We start from the raw sequence: 15,600 nt of genomic DNA on the forward strand, positions 1-15,600 counted from the left end.
TCTGTTGCGCGCTTGCCACAAGGGACCGCTTCTATTCGGCCGATGGATGGGCCTTGCGATGCTCGGACGGAGACAGGCCGAAGCGACGGCGGAAGCAGCGATTGAAATAGGAGATGTCGCCGAAACCCGCGGCGAGCGCGAGACGGGCGATGCTCTCATGAGCCCTGAGCGGATCGGCGAGACTGGCATGCACTTGCGCCAGCCGCTCCTCCAGCACGAAGTCGTGGAAGGAGGTGCCCTCGTCGCGGAAAAGCTTCCTGATGTAGTCGGCCGAGACCCGCTGCAATGCTCCGATGCTTTCCGCCGACAGATCGCCGTGGCCGAGCCGCGATCTGATCGCGAGCTTGGCAAGGTTCAGACGCGCCGCGCGCGGGCCGTTGCCCTGGGCGGCGACCTCGTCCTCCGGCACACCGCAGATCAAGGCGATGAGATCGCGCAGATGCTGCGCGGCCAGACGCTGCATCTCCGCTCCGGCCGCTTCACCCATGGCCATGGCGCCGAGGACGTAGCCGCGCAGCAGCTTCAGCGCCGGCGCGCCCGGATCGATCGGCCGCAGCAGGCGGTCCTCGTAATCGCGGACGAACGGTGCAAGAGCCTGCCGGGGCAGTTGAACGCTGAGATGACGGCCGCGATCGAGCAGCGTGTGACGACCGACATCGCAGGTCGTCATCAGCACGGCACCGCCTTGCGGCACTTCCAGCTCGCGTCCGAGCTGAGAGGCCTCGGCGCGGCCGCGCAGCACCACCGCGAGGACAACGTTGTCGGAGGCCGTGGCAAGCAGCGGGCGCGTGATGCGGAAATGCGCCGGCGTCCGCCAGCCCGACGACAATCCCGCCGCAGGCAGGCGGCGCAATTCGGTTCGTGCCTCGAAGGGAAAGCCCGGGATCGGATCGATCTCGATGTTGAACAGCACGCGGCCATAGACCTCGCGCCAAACGGCGAGGCGATCGCGCTCGGGCAGCATGGCGGTGTCGAGCGAGAGATGTTGGGGCTGGGACATTCACAAAGTGCATTCACGGGGAGAGGCGAAGCCTCTTCGTCGCTAGTCGCCACAAACTGGTTCAACCCGTCAAGGTTGTCCGCCATTTTGTTGCGCCGCATGGGCGACAGCGTAAACGCTGCATGACAGTCGCGTTGACCGGGTGCTATGGCGCCTTGTTTTCCTGTGCATGGCCGTACACGACGCCGCAAAACGAGCGGCCGCCGGCACAAGAGCGAAAATGGCAGTCGGGATCGGCCGCGCAGCCGCCATAGACAGCGCCAATGTAGCCGAGCACCGCAAGGGCGGTCAGGCCGAGCAGAAAGCGCGTGTAGAGGTCCATGATGCGTTTGACCCAGACGTGAGCGCCGGCCAAAGCGGTGCTCGCAAGTCTTAGTGTCGGGCCGTCGGCAGTTGGTTCTGAAAACGGATGCTTCAACATCGTCATGGCCGGGCTTGTCCCGGCCATGACGACTGGTTGGCGGGTCCTGGTCCCAAACCAAACCGCCCGCCTGCGGGTTGCGCAGACGGGCGGCTCGGGGCCATCAGGACTTTGGGGGCATGCGCCTGAAGGCTTTGAGAGGTGTCGGCTTCAGATCAGCCCTGCTGCTGGTCGGTCGGCGGCGGGGTCGGACGCGTCTTGTGCTGCGCCATGAACTGGTCGAACTCTTCCTTGTCCTTGGCGTGACGCAGACGGGTCAGGAAATCCTTGAACTCGCGCTGCTCTTCCTCGAGCCGCTGCAGCGTCTCGGAGCGGTATTCGTCGAAGGCGCGGTTGCCGGAGGACGGCGGGCCGAACCCGAAGCCGAAGCCGCGGCGCTCCATGCGGTCACGCATGCGATCCATCTTGTACTGCATCCGCTCCATCTTGTTCTGCCAGCGATCCTGGTGGCTCCAGCACGACATTCTTCTGCTCCCGAGTGTGAAAAAGAGAAGGGCAAGTCCGATCGGCCACCAGATGATGAAGCCGAGAATGGTCACGGCAATCCAGCCAGGATGCCAGGGCGTATCGAGCATGTGGGGCCGCTCGTACGATTGCTGTTGGTCCGAGGGGCCGCGCCATCGATTGACATCAGCGGTGTAGGCCATTTCCCATCTCCATCACGGCACCAGCGCCGTTGTGAATGTAAATAACATTTACATAGCTAGACCATCCCGCGATTTTGTCAAGCTGGCCACCCGACAGGCCGGCGGAATTATTTGCGCAACTTTATTTCGGCTTGCCCCAAGGACCACCTGGGGTGCCGCCCGGCGGCACTCCAGAACCGGAGGAAGCCTCCGGCGGCACCGGCGGCGGCTCGGCGCCCTTCGCGGGCGGCCGGCGGTCGGTCGGGAAGCCGAGGCCGCGGAGATAGATCAGCACCTCGGCCTCGAGCAGCTCGTCCGGCGACATCGGCAGCTTGCGCCGCGCGGCATCGCCTCGGGAGAACAGCGAGGCGACGCCGTGCGCCATCGACCAGATGTGCAGCGCCATCATCATCGCAGGCGGACGCGGCGTGCCTGGAGGTGCGAGCGCGGCGAGGCGCTCGGCGGCGGCGCGAATGACGTTAAAAGCGCGCTCGCTTGCGGCCTGCAGCGCCGGATTGGCATCGACCGGCAGGCCGGATTCGAACATCGCGTTGTAGAACGCGGGCTCTTCGCGGGCGAAGGATAGATAGGCCCGGCCGACCCGCTCGAACGCGGTGACGGTGTCGGGACGCCCATCGTCCCAGGCTGCGGTCAGCCGCGATTCAAACTGTTCAAAGCCGCGCTGGGCGATCGAGGACAACAGCTCGTCGCGGTCGCGAAAATGCCGGTAGGGCGCCGCCGCACTGACGCCGGCCATGCGTGCGGCATCGGCGAAGGTGAAGCCGGCCGCGCCCTTCTCGGCGATCAGCCCGAGGGCGGCCTGCAGAAGTGCTTCCTTCAGATTACCGTGGTGATAGCCGCGCTCGGCGCGGCGCTGCTCCTTGCGCCAGCTCATGTGAACGACTTTTACATGAGCCGCGCGTGAAGGTCACTAGCGGGGATCAGGCGTGATTAACCCCGTACTTCCACGGTCACAATCGTCATTCCGGGGCTGTCCGCAGGACCGAACCCGGAATCTCGAGATTCCGGAATGCTTCGCATCGCCCCCGAATGACGGTCAGCGGCCGCTACATCTGCGGAATCGCGAGCACGGGCATGACCTCGATGGCCTCGCCCGGGAAGATCGCAAAGTGCGGATGATTCTCGAATAGTTTTGCAGCTTCCTCCTGCGAGGCGGCCCGGATCACCGTGAAGCCGGTCAGCGCGTTGCTGATCTCGGTGATGCCGCTTGCGTCGATCCGGCGGGTCTTGCCGAGCGGGCCGCCCATCTCGACGATGACGTCCTTGTGCTTCTCGACCCAGCCATGCCAAGCGGCCATGCCCTCGCGCTCTTTGGCCTTCCGTTCGGCTTCGGGCATCGCGTGCCATGCCTTCATTTTCTCGCCGCTCATGCTGCCAAGATAGACGGCGAGGAATTTGTGTTCGGTGCTCATCGGTTCTCTCCTTGTTGATCGATTGACGGCCGCCGTGAATTCACGGCGGCCACGGTCGCTATTTCTTGAGGTCGTCAAAGCCGGCGGCGGCCGCCTGCACGTCAGGCGGAAAGTCGGACATTTCCTGCACCTGCCGGATCTCGATGATTTCGTTGGCGGAGGCCGGGCACTTCTTGGCCCAGGCGATCGCTTCGGCGCGCGAGGCAACCTCGATCATCCAGTAGCCGCCCAGGACTTCCTTGGCCTCCGCGAAGGGGCCGTCGGTCACCACCGGCTCGCCGGTCACAAACGAGACGCGCGCGCCCATCGACGGCGGGTGCAGGCCATCGAGTGTGATCAGCACGCCGGCATCCTTCAGCGCCTCGTTGTAGCGCATCATCGCGGCGACGCGCTCGGGATCGAGTTGAACGTCCGGCGGCGCGGTCTCGTAGCCGAGCGGGATCATCAGCATCATGAATCGCATGGGAGTTCCTTGCTTTCGCTGTCGGAGAGAGGGGCGGCAGAGCCGCCCTCCCTCACCTCCAAGACGAGCGGGATCCTACGGAACCGACAAGGCCGCGAAAATTATTCGGCAGGTTATTGCGTGGCACTAAAGCGCGATGAGATTGGGACGAATCGTCATCGCGCTGTAGGCTGTTGTTTGCGCATGATCTTTTCGGAAAACCGCCGCGCACTTTTCCGGATCATCTTTAGCGCGGCTGCGGCTCGAACCGGCCATCCCGGAAGGCAGCGCCGAAATAGACCTCGATCCGGCGGACCTTGCCCGCCGCCAGGGCGAAGAACTCGGTGTTGCGAAAGCTCCTGCCATCTCTGGCCAGGCAATGATAGGTGACGAAGGCCTCGTCCCCGCGGACGAAGATGCGCTCGATCTCATGGCGCGCGATCCAGCCGGTGTCCTTCCAGCAACGTTCGAAATAGGCCGCCTTGTCGAGATCATCGTCGAACGGGCTGGTGAAGCGGAAATTATCGGCGAGGGCATCGCTGACCCGTTGCCGGTCATTGGCGAGATAGGCGGCAAACAGGTCTCGAATCACGCGCTCATTGTCATCGGGCATCGATCGTCTCCGCAGTAAATGCCTTTGGCTCATGGAAGACGATTCACCCTCGAACAAACCGACATCCCCATCGCGGCGCCATCACGTCGCGAGAAAAAATGCGCATGCGCGTCCGTAGTACTACGGCACGACCTATGAACTTCGCCGTGCATATGAATCCGGAAGGCATGCGAGTTGAACGACATGGCCGCGGCACGGGCAGCTGCGGAACAGATGCCAATCTTTGCAAGGATTTACAGTTGCTCAAGAAGCCCGTGCAACTTTTCGAGTCAGGGCAAACAGGATGTCAATCCTGCCGATTCGAATCAGAACATTGCGGGGCATACGTGTTCAATTTTCAAAGCAAGAAAGTCAGGCATGCGATTGCAGAGGTCGAAGCGCTCGATCGGTCCCAGGCGGTGATCGAGTTCGGCCTCGACGGCACCATCCTCGATGCCAATGAGAACCTGCTCAAGATGAGCGGTTACACGCTCGCCGAGATCAAGGGCAAGCATCACAGCATCTTCGTCAGCCCGACCGAGCGCGAGAGCGCTCGCTATCGCGATTTCTGGGCCAGCCTGAACCGCGGCGAATTCCAGACCACGCAATACAAGCGCTTCGGCAAGGGCGGCAAGGAAGTCTGGGTCCACGCCTCCTACGCGCCGCTGCGCGACGAGAGCGGCAAGGTGGTCAGCTTCATCAAGTTCGCCACCGACATCACGGCGTACAAGATCAAGACTATGGAGGATTCCGGCAAGATCGCCGCGATCAACCGCGCGCAGGCCGTGATCGAGTTCAACATGGACGGCACCATCGTCACCGCCAACGAGAATTTCCTGGCCGCGATGGGCTATTCGCTCGACGAGATCAAGGGCAAGCACCACAGCATGTTCGTGACGCCGGAGGATCGCGCCAGCGCGGCCTATGCTGCGTTCTGGGCCAAGCTGAACCGGGGCGAGTTCGAGGCCGCCGAATACAAACGGCTCGGCAAGGGAGCCAAGGAGATCTGGATTCTCGCGACCTACAACCCGATCCTCGACGAGATGGGCCGGCCGTTCAAGGTGGTGAAGTTCGCAACCGACGTCACCGCGCAAAAGATGAAAGCGGCCGACAATGACGGCCAGCTCGCCGCGATCCAGAAGTCGCAGGCGGTGATCGAGTTCAACATGGACGGCACCATCCGCATCGCCAACGACAATTTCCTGAAGGCGATGGGATATTCGCTGGCCGAGATCAAGGGCCAGCACCACTCCATGTTCGTCGAACCGAACGAGAAGAACTCGATAGCCTACCGGCAATTCTGGGAGAGGCTCAATCGCGGCGAATACCAGGCCGCCGAATACAAGCGCATCGCCAAGGGCGGCCGCGAGATCTGGATCCAGGCGTCCTACAACCCGATCTTCGACCTCAACGGCAAGCCCTACAAGGTGGTGAAATACGCCACCGACATCACCGCGCAGGCGATCGGCCGCAAGAAGGCCGACAACGCCCGCGGGCTGATCGAGGCGGTTGCCGCCGGCAGCGAGCAGATGAGCGCCTCGATCCGCGAGATCTCCGAGACCATGACGAAATCGCGCGAGACGTCCAAGATGGCGACGAGCCGCGTCGAAGCCGCCGACGGCCAGGCGCAGCGGCTGACCGCGGCAGCGCAGGCGATGAGCGGCATCGTCGAGATGATCTCGGGCATCACCGGCCAGATCAATCTGCTGGCGCTCAATGCCACGATTGAATCGGCGCGCGCGGGCGAAGCCGGCCGCGGCTTTGCCGTGGTGGCCTCCGAGGTGAAGAGCCTCGCCAATCAGGCCAAGCAGGCGACGGACACGATCACGTCCGAAATCGACGCGCTGAACACCATCTCCGGCGACGTCGCGAGCTCTCTCACGGCGATCAAGGCCGCGATCGCCGGCGTCAACGAGTTCATCGCCTCCACCGCCGCCGCGGTCGAGGAGCAGAGCATCGTGACGGCAGACATGTCGGCCAACATGCAGCGCGCGTCGGCGGAGCTGTCTTAAATAGCGGACTCACTCTCTCTGCCCGTCATCCTGAGGTGCTCGCCGTGCACAGCACGGTGAGCCTCGAAGGATGAATCGGCCCCGCTGCAGCCGGGCCGTCGCCCTTCGAGGGCCGCTAAAGAAGCGGCCACCTCAGGGTGACGGAGATAGATTGTCGCCCTTCTTGCCGGAACGAAAGCGCAGTAAAAGGCGCTGGCCGCCCGTGCGGCTTCCGTTTCCGCCAGAAGGACAGATCCCCCATGCCCCCTGCCCCGCAAAAAGTCGCCCTCGTCACCGGAGCCGCGCGCGGCATCGGGCTTGCGACGGCGAAAAAATTCCTGGATGAGGGCTGGCGCGTGGCACTGCTCGATATCGAGGGCGAGTTGCAGGCGAGCGCGGCCGCGGCGCTGGACAAGCCCGATGACACGCTGGCGATCAGCTGCGATGTGTCCGACGCGGCGGCCGTCGGAGCTGCAATGGCCGCAATCATGAGCCGTTTTGGCCGGCTCGATGCGCTCGTCAACAATGCCGGCGTCGCCGTGTTCGCGCCGGTCCTGGAGACCAGCGACGTGGACTGGACCAGGATCATGGCAGTCAACCTCACCGGTCCGTTCCTGTGCACCAAGGCGGCGGTGCCCTTGATGCGCGAGCAGGGCGGCGGCGCCATCGTCAACATCACCTCGATCTCGGCGGTGCGCGCCTCGACGCTGCGCTCGGCCTACGGCACCAGCAAAGCGGGCCTCGCGCACCTCACGAAACAGCTCGCGGTCGAGCTCGCCTCGCTCAACATCCGCGTCAATGCTGTGGCGCCGGGGCCGGTCGACACCGCGATGGCGAAGCAGGTGCATACGAGGGAAATCCGCGCCGACTATCACGACGCCATTCCGCTCAACCGCTACGGCCTGGAAGAGGAACTCGCCGAGGCGATCTACTTCTTCTGCTCGGAACGATCGAGCTACATCACCGGCCAAATTTTGGCCGTTGATGGCGGCTTCGATGCAGCCGGCATCGGCCTGCCGACGCTGCGCGGGCAGCGGCGGAACGGGTAGGCGCGGGATTTGTAGGGTGGGCAAAGGCGCAACGCGCCGTGCCCACCAATTCTCCCAATTTGCGGCGCCATTGGTGGGCACGCTAAGTCCGTCATCGGGCGCGCGACCCGGTGGCTTTGCCCACCCTACGAAACCGAGTTGGTGGAGAGTTCATGCAACGCATCACCGTCCTCAAAGTCCTGATGCTCGCATCTGCGCTGCTGGCCGCCGCGCCCGCCGCGGCCGAAATTCGCATCATCCAGTCGCCGGGCGGGCAGGTCGGGCCGTTCCTCGATCTGTTCGAGCAGGTGCGTGAGAGCGGCGAGCGCGTGGTGATCGATGGTCCGTGCCTGTCCGCCTGCACGCTGGTGCTGAGCATCGTGCCGGGCGAGCGCATCTGCGTGACGAAGCGGGCTGTGCTCGGCTTCCATGCAGCGCGGTCGGTTGACCGGCGCGGGCGCTTCTATGCCGAGCCGGAAGCATCCGAGGCGGTGCTCGCCGCCTATCCCGGCCCGGTGCGCGACTGGATCAGCCGCCGCGGCGGCCTCACCTCGCGGCTGCTCTTGCTGAAAGGGCGCGATCTCGCCGCGATCTATCCGCGCTGCCGATGAGGTTTTCGCGGCCGGCTGCTCCTGCCCGCATAGAGCGCGGCAGACACCGGCGGTTCCTCTAAAGAAGAGTCTGGATCAACGGCGCCAGCTTCAAGCTTGCGCAGATGAGCATCCCCCAAAGAGCAAAATTGATCTGTAGCGCCGCTGCCATCGGTCGCTCCCCCTTCCAAGTCCGTTCATCCCGGTTTATCGGTCTTGTGAACGAGGATTAACAATTTTGTCACGGAGATGACAGCTTAATCTTGCGCCAATTGTTGTGCGCTGCGGTCCGCGCGATATGACGACGCGGACCGCAATTTTCGCTCACCGCATCAAGCGGCCGAGCGGGCCTACATGCCTTCGGCGGGACAGTTCACCATCCAGGGAATGCCGAACTTGTCGACGCACATGCCAAAGCCCTTGGCCCAGAACGTCTTGCTGAAGGGCATGGTGACGGTGCCACCATCGGCAAGCGCTTTGAACTTGCGCTCGCCCTCCGCGGGATCCATCACCGTGAGCGAGATCGAAAAGCCTTGCGGCTTGTGAAAATGCTCGGGCGGCGTGTCGGAGCCCATCAGCACGGCGCCGCCGGGCAGCGTCATCCGCGCATGCATGATCGTCTTCTCGCGGCCGGGCGGGCCGGGAGGCATATCCGACGCCGGCGCTTCCGACAGGCGCATCATGGCGTCGATCTTGCCGCCGAGAATCTTGGCGTAATAGTTGAACGCCGCTTCGCAGGTGTCCTGATAGAACAGATAGGCACTGAGCATCGTTTCTCTCCTCTTCTTCGCTTGCTTGAGGGCGTTACTTCTCGGTGAGCTTCTTCAGGCTGGCGAGACCGGCCTCGAAGTCCTTGCCGATCATGTTGTCCATGTTGATGAAGACCTGCATGAGCTTCGACATGAACGGGGCCGGACCGTACATCGCCCATGTGACCAGTGTGGCATCGCCTTGCGGCACAAAGGTGAACTCGGCGGTGTTGTGACCTTCGAACGGGCGCTCGAAATCGAGCTTGATGCGGAGCTTCGACGGCGTATTCCCCTCGAGGATCTCCATGTGGCCGGCGCCGACATTGTTGTTGCCGTCCCAGGCATAGGTCGCGCCCTTTCCTGCCGCGGTTCCGCCGTAGGTGCGCTTCATGGCGGGATCACGGTTCTCGTAGGGCGACCAGCCGGTCCAGAAGCGGAAATCGGACACCAGCGGATAGATCGCAGCGGCCGGCGCCTTCACGGCGATCGAGCGTTCGACACGGAACGTGTCGGGTTTCGTCAGGGCGAAGACGACGATGGCCGCAATTCCGACCGCGAGCACGACGGCGGCAATGGCAACAGCTTTCAGCATGAATGACTCCCATGGATATGGGATTAAGACGAAGGGGAACGGCCGAGACCGACAATTGATGGAATGATTTTTTGGCACTGCCCGTCGTGGCCGGGCTTGTCCCGGCCATCCACGTTCTTTGTCCGGATGGAAAGACGTGGATGCCCGGGTCGAGCCCGGGCATGACGATGAGGAAGGAGATGGGCCTACTTAGCTGTCGCCCCCTGCCTCGCGCCGCCGCCCTTCGGCTGGCTGTCGCGGATCAGGCGATCGAGATGCATGCGGATGTGGGCGGCTTCGGCCGAGGTGTTGGCGAGGGCGATGGCGCGGTCGAAGGCGATGCGGGCTTCGTCGTTGCGGCCGAGTTGCATCAGGAAGGCGCCGCGCACGCCATAGAAATGGAAGTAGTTGGCAAGTTTCGGCGCCAGCGGCTCGATCAGGTCGAGCGCGGCTTGCGGTCCGCGCACCTTGGACACCGCGACGGCGCGGTTGAGCGTCACCACCGGCGAAGGCTGCACCACCTCCAGCGCACCATAGAGCAGGTCGATCTGGGTCCAGTCGGTCTCCTCCGGTGTCGCCGCGCGCGCATGCAGCGCGGCGATCGCGGCCTGGATCTGGTAGGGCCCGGTGCGCCGATGGCGCATCGCCTTGTCGATCAGCGCGAGGCCTTCCGCGATCATGGCGCCGTTCCACAGCGAACGATCCTGGTCGTCGAGCAGGATCAGCGAACCGTCGGCGGCAAAGCGCGCCGCGCTGCGGGCATGCTGCAACAGGATCAGCGACGTCAGCCCCATGATCTCCGGCTCGCTCTGGAACAGCCGCAGCAGCAGCCGCGCCAACCGGATCGCCTCCTCGCAGAGCGGCTTCCTGATCTCGGCAGTGTCGCCGCTCGCCGAATAGCCCTCGTTGAAGATCAGGTAGATCATCGCGGCGACGCCGGCGAGCCGCTCGGAGCGCTCGACCGCGCCGGGCGCCTCGAAGGGCGTCCCCGCCTCGGCGACCTTGGCCTTGGCGCGGGTGATGCGCTGCTCCATCGCCGCCTCCGACACCAGGAAGGCACGCGCGATCTGCTTCACCGTCAAGCCGGAGACGATGCGCAAGGCGAGCGCGATCTGCTGCGTCGCCGGCAGTTGCGGATGGCAGCAGATGAACATCAGCCGCAAGATGTCGTCGCGATAATGCGAGCCGTCGAGCCGCTCGGCGAGTGCGCCCTCGGCATCGTCGAGATCGGAGATCGCCTGGTCGTCCTCCGGCAGCGGCTGCTGCTTGCGGGCGCGGCGCACCTCGTCGATCGCGACGTTGCGGCCGACCATGATCAGCCAGGCCGCGGGATCGCGCGGCGGCCCGTTCTGCGGCCAGGTCTTCAGCGCGCGCAGGCAGGCGTTCTGGAAGGCCTCCTCGGCCGTGTCGAGATCGCGGAAATAGCGCAAGAGCGCGCCGACCGCCTGGGGTCGCGCCGAGGTCAGCGCGGTCTCGATCCAGGCGGTGTCAGTGTCGCTCACGCGGAAATTCCTCCGGGCCGGAACACGCCGACGGGACGCACTTCATAGGCGCCGCCGGGATTGGCTGCGCCAAGGTCGCGCGCAACGTCGAGTGCGTCGTCGAGATTCTTGCAATCGACGATGTAGAAGCCGAGCAGCTGCTCCTTGGTCTCGGCATAGGGGCCGTCGAGCACCAGCGGCGGGTCCTCCTTGCGCAAGGTCGCCGCGGCCGTCGTCGGCAGCAGCCGCGCCACCGGGCCGAGCCGGCCTTGGCTCGTCAGCTTCTCCTGCACCACGGCGAGCTTCTTCATCACGGCCTCGTCCTGCTCCCTGCTCCAGGAGCCGACGAAGTCCTCGTCGTGATAGCAAAGGATCGCATAAAGCATGGGCAGCACCTTCCCTGACCGCTCATTTTGAAGACGGTCCACTATGCCCCGCCCCGACAGTGCTGCGGAAAAAATTTGCGAGAAAAATCCGGCGGATCGTGCCAAGGAGGGTTTTTGAACGCGGAACCTGCGAGGCACTTCGAATGAGCATGGGCACACTGGCCGTCCTGATCAACAGCACGCAGCAGAACTGGCTGCCGGAGCGCTGGAAGGCCCGGTTCGATGCGGTCTGCGGCGGCCGCCGCGTGGTGCTGCTGCCGGATGCCTCCCTCGATCCGGCCGAGGTGCACTATGCCGCGGTGTGGAAGCCGGTGCCGGGCGACCTCGGCTCCTTCCCCAATCTGCGGGCGATCTTCAATCTCGGCGCCGGCGTCGATGCGCTGATGGCGGACAAGAGCCTGCCCGACGTGCCGCTGGTGCGCGTCGCCGTGCCCGATCTCACCAACCGCATGACCGAATATGTCGTGCTGCACGTGCTGATGCACCACCGCCAGGAGCTCTATTTGCGCGACTCGCAGCGCGCCAAACGCTGGGAGCCGCTATATCAATGGCCGGCGAGCGCGGTGACGGTCGGCGTGATGGGCCTCGGCACGCTCGGCGCTGACGCGGCCGAGGTGCTGCGCCGGCTCGGCTTCCGCGTCGCCGGCTGGAGCCGCAGCCCGCGCACGATCGCAGGCGTCGAGTGCTTCCATGGCACCGCAGGCATGGACGCCTTCCTGCGCAAGACCGACATCCTGGTGTCGCTGCTGCCGCTGACGCCCGACACGCACGGCATCCTCAATCGCGACGTCTTCACCAAGCTCAACCGCAAGAGCCCGCTCGGCGCGCCGGTGCTGATCAATGCCGGCCGCGGCGGCCTGCAGAACGAAGCGGACATCCTGGCCTGCCTCGACGACGGCACGCTGGGTGCCGCCTCGCTCGACGTCTTCGTGCAGGAGCCGCAGCCGAAAGACAGCCGGTTCTGGACCCATCCCAAGGTGGTGCTGACGCCGCATAACGCAGCCGACACGGATGCGGACGCGATCTCGGCCTATGTCGCCGAGCAGATCGCGCGATTCGAGGCGGGCGGCGCACTGGAGAATGTGGTGGATCGGGGAAGAGGGTATTAGGCCCGCGGGATTTCGCGAGCGCTGGCGCCTCATACTCGGTGTCGTCCCCGCGAAGGCGGGGACCCACACCGCGTGATCTGTCGATCGTAAACGATAGCCGTACCGAACAACGAGTCTTCGCCAAACCACTCGCTGTGGTTATGGGTCCCCGCCTTCGCGGGGACGACACCGTTGTCTTGGCGGGTGGCCCGATCACCAGAGCCACCCGCCTCCCCACAACCACCCCGCGCCCCGCCCCGTTCACCCTCTCTTAGCGAGAAGTTGATAGGCGTTGTTAACCAACGCTGAAACAACGAGTCGGACATGCGGGTGAGCCTCGGCCTCAGGATGCGGATCACGGTTGCGCTGGCGGTGACGGCGGCGGCGACCGCGCTGTTTGCCGTGCTGGGCGCGATGTGGATCATCTCAGGGATCATCGACCGCGCCGACCAGCGCGAACTGCGCAGCCATTATGATGCGCTGCTGTCGCGGATCGCCGAAGAATCCCGCCGCGCCGCCGCCATGAGCACGGTGGTGGCCACGATGCCGGCGACGCAGGATGCGATGGCGAAGCAGGACCGCAACGCCCTCGTCGGCCTGTTCGGCCCGGTGTTTGCCGCGACCAAATCGGACTACGGCGTCGAGCAGTTCCAGTTCCATGTTGCACCAGCGACGTCGTTCCTGCGCGTGCACCAGCCGGCCAAATTCGGTGACGACCTCTCCGGCTTCCGCAAGACGGTTCTGATTGCCAATCAGGAGCGCAAGGTCGTGGTCGGCCTCGAGGGCGGCGTCGCCGGCCTCGGCATCCGCGGCGTGGTGCCAATCGCGCAGGCCGGCAAGCATCTCGGTTCGGTCGAGTTCGGCCTGACCTTCGGCCAGTCCTTCCTCGACGACTTCAAGACGAATCGCCACGTCGATGTCGCCTTCCATCTCGCCGACGGCTCCGGCTTCAAGCTGTTCGGCGGCACGCTGAACGGCAAGAGCTTCTTCGATGCGGCGGATTACGCCCGCGCTGCCGGCGGCGATTTTACGGTGCGGCAAGGGAAACTGGACACGACGCCGGTCGCTGCGCTGCTCGGACCGATCAGGGACTTTTCCGGCAAGCCGCTCGGCGCGGTCGAGCTGGTGATGGACAATGCCGACTATGTCGCGTCCGCCGATCGCGCCTGGTGGCTTTCGCTCGGTATCGCCGCGCTCGGGCTCGTGCTCGCGGCGGTCGTCGGCTATCTCATCGCCCGCAGCATCTCGCGCCCGATCCTCTCCATCACAGGCGTGATGCGCGAGCTCGCGGACGGACGGCTTGACGTCGAGGTTCCCGCAAGCAAGGCGAATGACGAGGTCGGTGCCATGGTGAAGGCGGTCGCGGTGTTCCGCGACAATGCCGTCAGCTTCAACAAGCTCCAGGCCGATCAGCTCGAGGCCAAGGCGCAGTCGGAAGCCGAGAAGCGGCGCGCCTTCGCTGCGCTCGCCGACAATTTCGAAGCGTCGATCCGCGACGTCGTCACCACCGTGTCCTCGGCCGCAGTCGAGATGGAGCACACCGCGCGCTCGATGTCGGCCATCGTCGAGCAGTCCCGGCAGCAGACCCGCAACGTGTCGTCGGCCTCGGCGCTGGCCTCGGAAAACGTGCAGACGGTGGCCGCCGCCGCGGAAGAACTGTCCTCATCGATGACCGAGATCAGCCGCCGCCTCGCGCATGCGACCGAGGTCGTCGGCAAGGCCGCCAGCGACGGCCGGGCGTCGAATGCGCGGGTGCAGAGCCTCGCGGACGCCGCGCAAAAAATCGGCGACGTCGTCTCCTTCATCAACGGCATCGCGGGCCAGACCAATTTGCTGGCGCTGAATGCGACGATCGAGGCGGCGCGCGCCGGCGAAGCCGGCCGCGGCTTTGCCGTCGTCGCCTCGGAGGTGAAGGCACTGGCGACGCAGACCGCAAAGGCGACGGAAGAGATCGGCGCGCAGGTCACGGCCGTGCAGGGCGAGACATCAGGCGCGGTGGATGGCATCCAGTCGATCTGCGCGACAATCCAGCAGGTTGATGAGATCTCGGCGGCGATTGCCGCCGCCGTCGGCCAGCAGGGCACGGCGACGCAGGAGATCGCGCAGAACGTCCAGCAGGCCGCCGCCCGCACCGGCGAGGTCTCGCAGAACATCGCGGGCGTCACGGACGGCATCGCAGCGACCGGCACGGCCGCCGAGGAAGTGCTGGGCTCGGCGATCGAGCTGTCGAAACAGTCGCAGCGGCTGCGGGACGAGGTGGATCGGTTCCTCGCGCAGATTCGCGCGGCGTAGTTGCGCGAAGAGCGGCGCTCCAAGTTCAGTGTCGTCCTCGCGAACGTGAGGACCCATACCGCGTGATCCATCGATAACGCACGATCATCGTACCGAAGACTTTTAACTCCTAGTCATCGCCAAACCACTCCCTGTGGTTATGGGTCCCGGATCTGCGCTCCGCTACGCTACGCTTGTCCGGGACGACAACTTAGGTTTTGGCGTCAGCACCCACCATCACATCGATCGCGCCTTTCACGATCGCCTCGAGCTCCTTGCGCGGGACGCGGGCGCGCGAGCGGATGGCGATGGTGTGGACGGTGGCGGAGGCGATCTGCGCCAGCGCGAACGGATCGGCACTTTCCGGCAACTCGCCTTTCTCCCTGGCGCGGCGGAAGCAGCTCGTAAAAGCCTTGTCGAGCCCGGTGAGACCATCGAGCACCATGGCGCGGATCTCGGGATCGCTCACGGCTTCGGAGGCCGCGGTCACCACCGTGAAGCAGCCGCGCGGGCCGGTGTCGCCGGACAGATAGATGTCCAGCGCGGAAGCGTAGATGCGCTCCAGCCGCTGACGCAGCGGCATCTCCTGGCGGAAGATCTCGACCATCGCCTCGCCCGCTTCGTCGCGATAGCGCTGGTAGCTCTTGATGTAGAGCTCGCGCTTGTCGCCGAAGGCGCCATAAAGGCTCGGCCGGTTCATGCCGGTGGCTTCGCTGAGATCGTCGAGCGAGGTGGCCGCAAAACCTTGCTTGCGGAACAGGTCGAGCGCCTTGCCGAGCGCGACGTCGGGCTCGTAGGTGCGCGGCCGTCCCCGGCGCTTAGGTTCGCCGCGGCGCTCGGGTTCACTGGCAGCAGCTGGCGGTTTCGATTTTTGTACCATTTCGCAAAATAATCCTTGACCGTAGATATATTATGCAAGATGGTACAAAAA

Annotated in this window: 17 protein-coding genes; 5 read left to right on the forward strand and 12 right to left on the reverse strand. The window is 64.7% G+C overall.

What is annotated here, in order from left to right:
• Window positions 1–31 precede the first annotated feature (31 nt).
• From BRAGE_RS0132570 to BRAGE_RS0132600, 7 genes are all read right to left on the reverse strand, one after another.
• The gene (locus BRAGE_RS0132570; protein ID WP_027561067.1) at window positions 32–1,000 is read right to left on the reverse strand and encodes an AraC family transcriptional regulator; all 969 of its coding nucleotides are present in this window, start codon (window positions 998–1,000) and stop codon (window positions 32–34) included.
• A gap of 145 nt (window positions 1,001–1,145) precedes the next feature.
• On the reverse strand, window positions 1,146–1,427 hold the full coding sequence (locus BRAGE_RS55210) for a hypothetical protein (RefSeq protein ID WP_209440381.1): 282 nt from the start codon (window positions 1,425–1,427) through the stop codon (window positions 1,146–1,148).
• A gap of 149 nt (window positions 1,428–1,576) precedes the next feature.
• The gene (locus BRAGE_RS0132580) at window positions 1,577–2,068 is read right to left on the reverse strand and encodes a DUF2852 domain-containing protein (RefSeq protein WP_027561068.1); all 492 of its coding nucleotides are present in this window, start codon (window positions 2,066–2,068) and stop codon (window positions 1,577–1,579) included.
• Window positions 2,069–2,189: 121 nt separating this feature from the next.
• A complete protein-coding gene (locus tag BRAGE_RS0132585) occupies window positions 2,190–2,942 on the reverse strand; it encodes a TetR/AcrR family transcriptional regulator (RefSeq protein ID WP_027561069.1) in 753 nt (250 codons plus the stop codon).
• 172 nt (window positions 2,943–3,114) lie between these two features.
• Window positions 3,115–3,480, reverse strand: a complete 366-nt coding sequence (locus BRAGE_RS0132590; RefSeq protein ID WP_027561070.1) for a YciI family protein — start codon at window positions 3,478–3,480, stop codon at window positions 3,115–3,117.
• Between the two features lie 58 nt (window positions 3,481–3,538).
• On the reverse strand, window positions 3,539–3,943 hold the full coding sequence (locus BRAGE_RS0132595; protein ID WP_027561071.1) for a YciI family protein: 405 nt from the start codon (window positions 3,941–3,943) through the stop codon (window positions 3,539–3,541).
• A gap of 226 nt (window positions 3,944–4,169) precedes the next feature.
• Window positions 4,170–4,535: a nuclear transport factor 2 family protein gene (locus BRAGE_RS0132600; RefSeq protein WP_027561072.1), complete on the reverse strand. Its 366-nt coding sequence runs from the start codon at window positions 4,533–4,535 to the stop codon at window positions 4,170–4,172.
• 326 nt (window positions 4,536–4,861) lie between these two features.
• Between BRAGE_RS0132600 and BRAGE_RS0132605 the strand changes: the two genes are divergently transcribed.
• From BRAGE_RS0132605 to BRAGE_RS0132615, 3 genes are all read left to right on the forward strand, one after another.
• On the forward strand, window positions 4,862–6,526 hold the full coding sequence (locus BRAGE_RS0132605) for a methyl-accepting chemotaxis protein (protein ID WP_027561073.1): 1,665 nt from the start codon (window positions 4,862–4,864) through the stop codon (window positions 6,524–6,526).
• 239 nt (window positions 6,527–6,765) lie between these two features.
• On the forward strand, window positions 6,766–7,554 hold the full coding sequence (locus BRAGE_RS0132610) for an SDR family NAD(P)-dependent oxidoreductase (RefSeq protein ID WP_027561074.1): 789 nt from the start codon (window positions 6,766–6,768) through the stop codon (window positions 7,552–7,554).
• 152 nt (window positions 7,555–7,706) lie between these two features.
• The gene (locus BRAGE_RS0132615; protein WP_027561075.1) at window positions 7,707–8,144 is read left to right on the forward strand and encodes a hypothetical protein; all 438 of its coding nucleotides are present in this window, start codon (window positions 7,707–7,709) and stop codon (window positions 8,142–8,144) included.
• Window positions 8,145–8,473: 329 nt separating this feature from the next.
• Here the strand turns inward: BRAGE_RS0132615 and BRAGE_RS0132625 are convergent, their stop codons facing one another.
• From BRAGE_RS0132625 to BRAGE_RS0132640, 4 genes are all read right to left on the reverse strand, one after another.
• Window positions 8,474–8,893 (reverse strand): VOC family protein, encoded by a 420-nt coding sequence (locus BRAGE_RS0132625; protein ID WP_027561076.1) that lies wholly within the window; start codon window positions 8,891–8,893, stop codon window positions 8,474–8,476.
• 34 nt (window positions 8,894–8,927) lie between these two features.
• The gene (locus BRAGE_RS0132630) at window positions 8,928–9,464 is read right to left on the reverse strand and encodes an SRPBCC family protein (RefSeq protein WP_027561077.1); all 537 of its coding nucleotides are present in this window, start codon (window positions 9,462–9,464) and stop codon (window positions 8,928–8,930) included.
• Window positions 9,465–9,649: 185 nt separating this feature from the next.
• Window positions 9,650–10,945 carry an RNA polymerase sigma factor gene (locus BRAGE_RS0132635; RefSeq protein ID WP_027561078.1) on the reverse strand — a complete coding sequence of 432 codons (1,296 nt, stop codon included), beginning with the start codon at window positions 10,943–10,945 and terminating at the stop codon, window positions 9,650–9,652.
• Complete coding sequence (locus tag BRAGE_RS0132640) at window positions 10,942–11,310, reverse strand: YciI family protein (protein WP_027561079.1); 369 nt, start codon at window positions 11,308–11,310, stop codon at window positions 10,942–10,944. Before BRAGE_RS0132640 ends, BRAGE_RS0132635 begins: the two co-directional genes overlap by 4 nt.
• Before the next feature lie 143 nt (window positions 11,311–11,453).
• Between BRAGE_RS0132640 and BRAGE_RS0132645 the strand changes: the two genes are divergently transcribed.
• Together BRAGE_RS0132645 and BRAGE_RS0132650 are read left to right on the forward strand one after the other, a co-directional pair.
• Window positions 11,454–12,419: a 2-hydroxyacid dehydrogenase gene (locus BRAGE_RS0132645; protein WP_027561080.1), complete on the forward strand. Its 966-nt coding sequence runs from the start codon at window positions 11,454–11,456 to the stop codon at window positions 12,417–12,419.
• Window positions 12,420–12,722: 303 nt separating this feature from the next.
• Complete coding sequence (locus BRAGE_RS0132650) at window positions 12,723–14,690, forward strand: methyl-accepting chemotaxis protein (protein ID WP_027561081.1); 1,968 nt, start codon at window positions 12,723–12,725, stop codon at window positions 14,688–14,690.
• Window positions 14,691–14,880: 190 nt separating this feature from the next.
• Here the strand turns inward: BRAGE_RS0132650 and BRAGE_RS0132655 are convergent, their stop codons facing one another.
• On the reverse strand, window positions 14,881–15,549 hold the full coding sequence (locus BRAGE_RS0132655; protein ID WP_027561082.1) for a TetR/AcrR family transcriptional regulator: 669 nt from the start codon (window positions 15,547–15,549) through the stop codon (window positions 14,881–14,883).
• Window positions 15,550–15,600 lie beyond the last annotated feature (51 nt).

This window comes from Bradyrhizobium genosp. SA-4 str. CB756, from assembly GCF_000473125.1.
GTDB classification, from domain to species: domain Bacteria; phylum Pseudomonadota; class Alphaproteobacteria; order Rhizobiales; family Xanthobacteraceae; genus Bradyrhizobium; species Bradyrhizobium arachidis.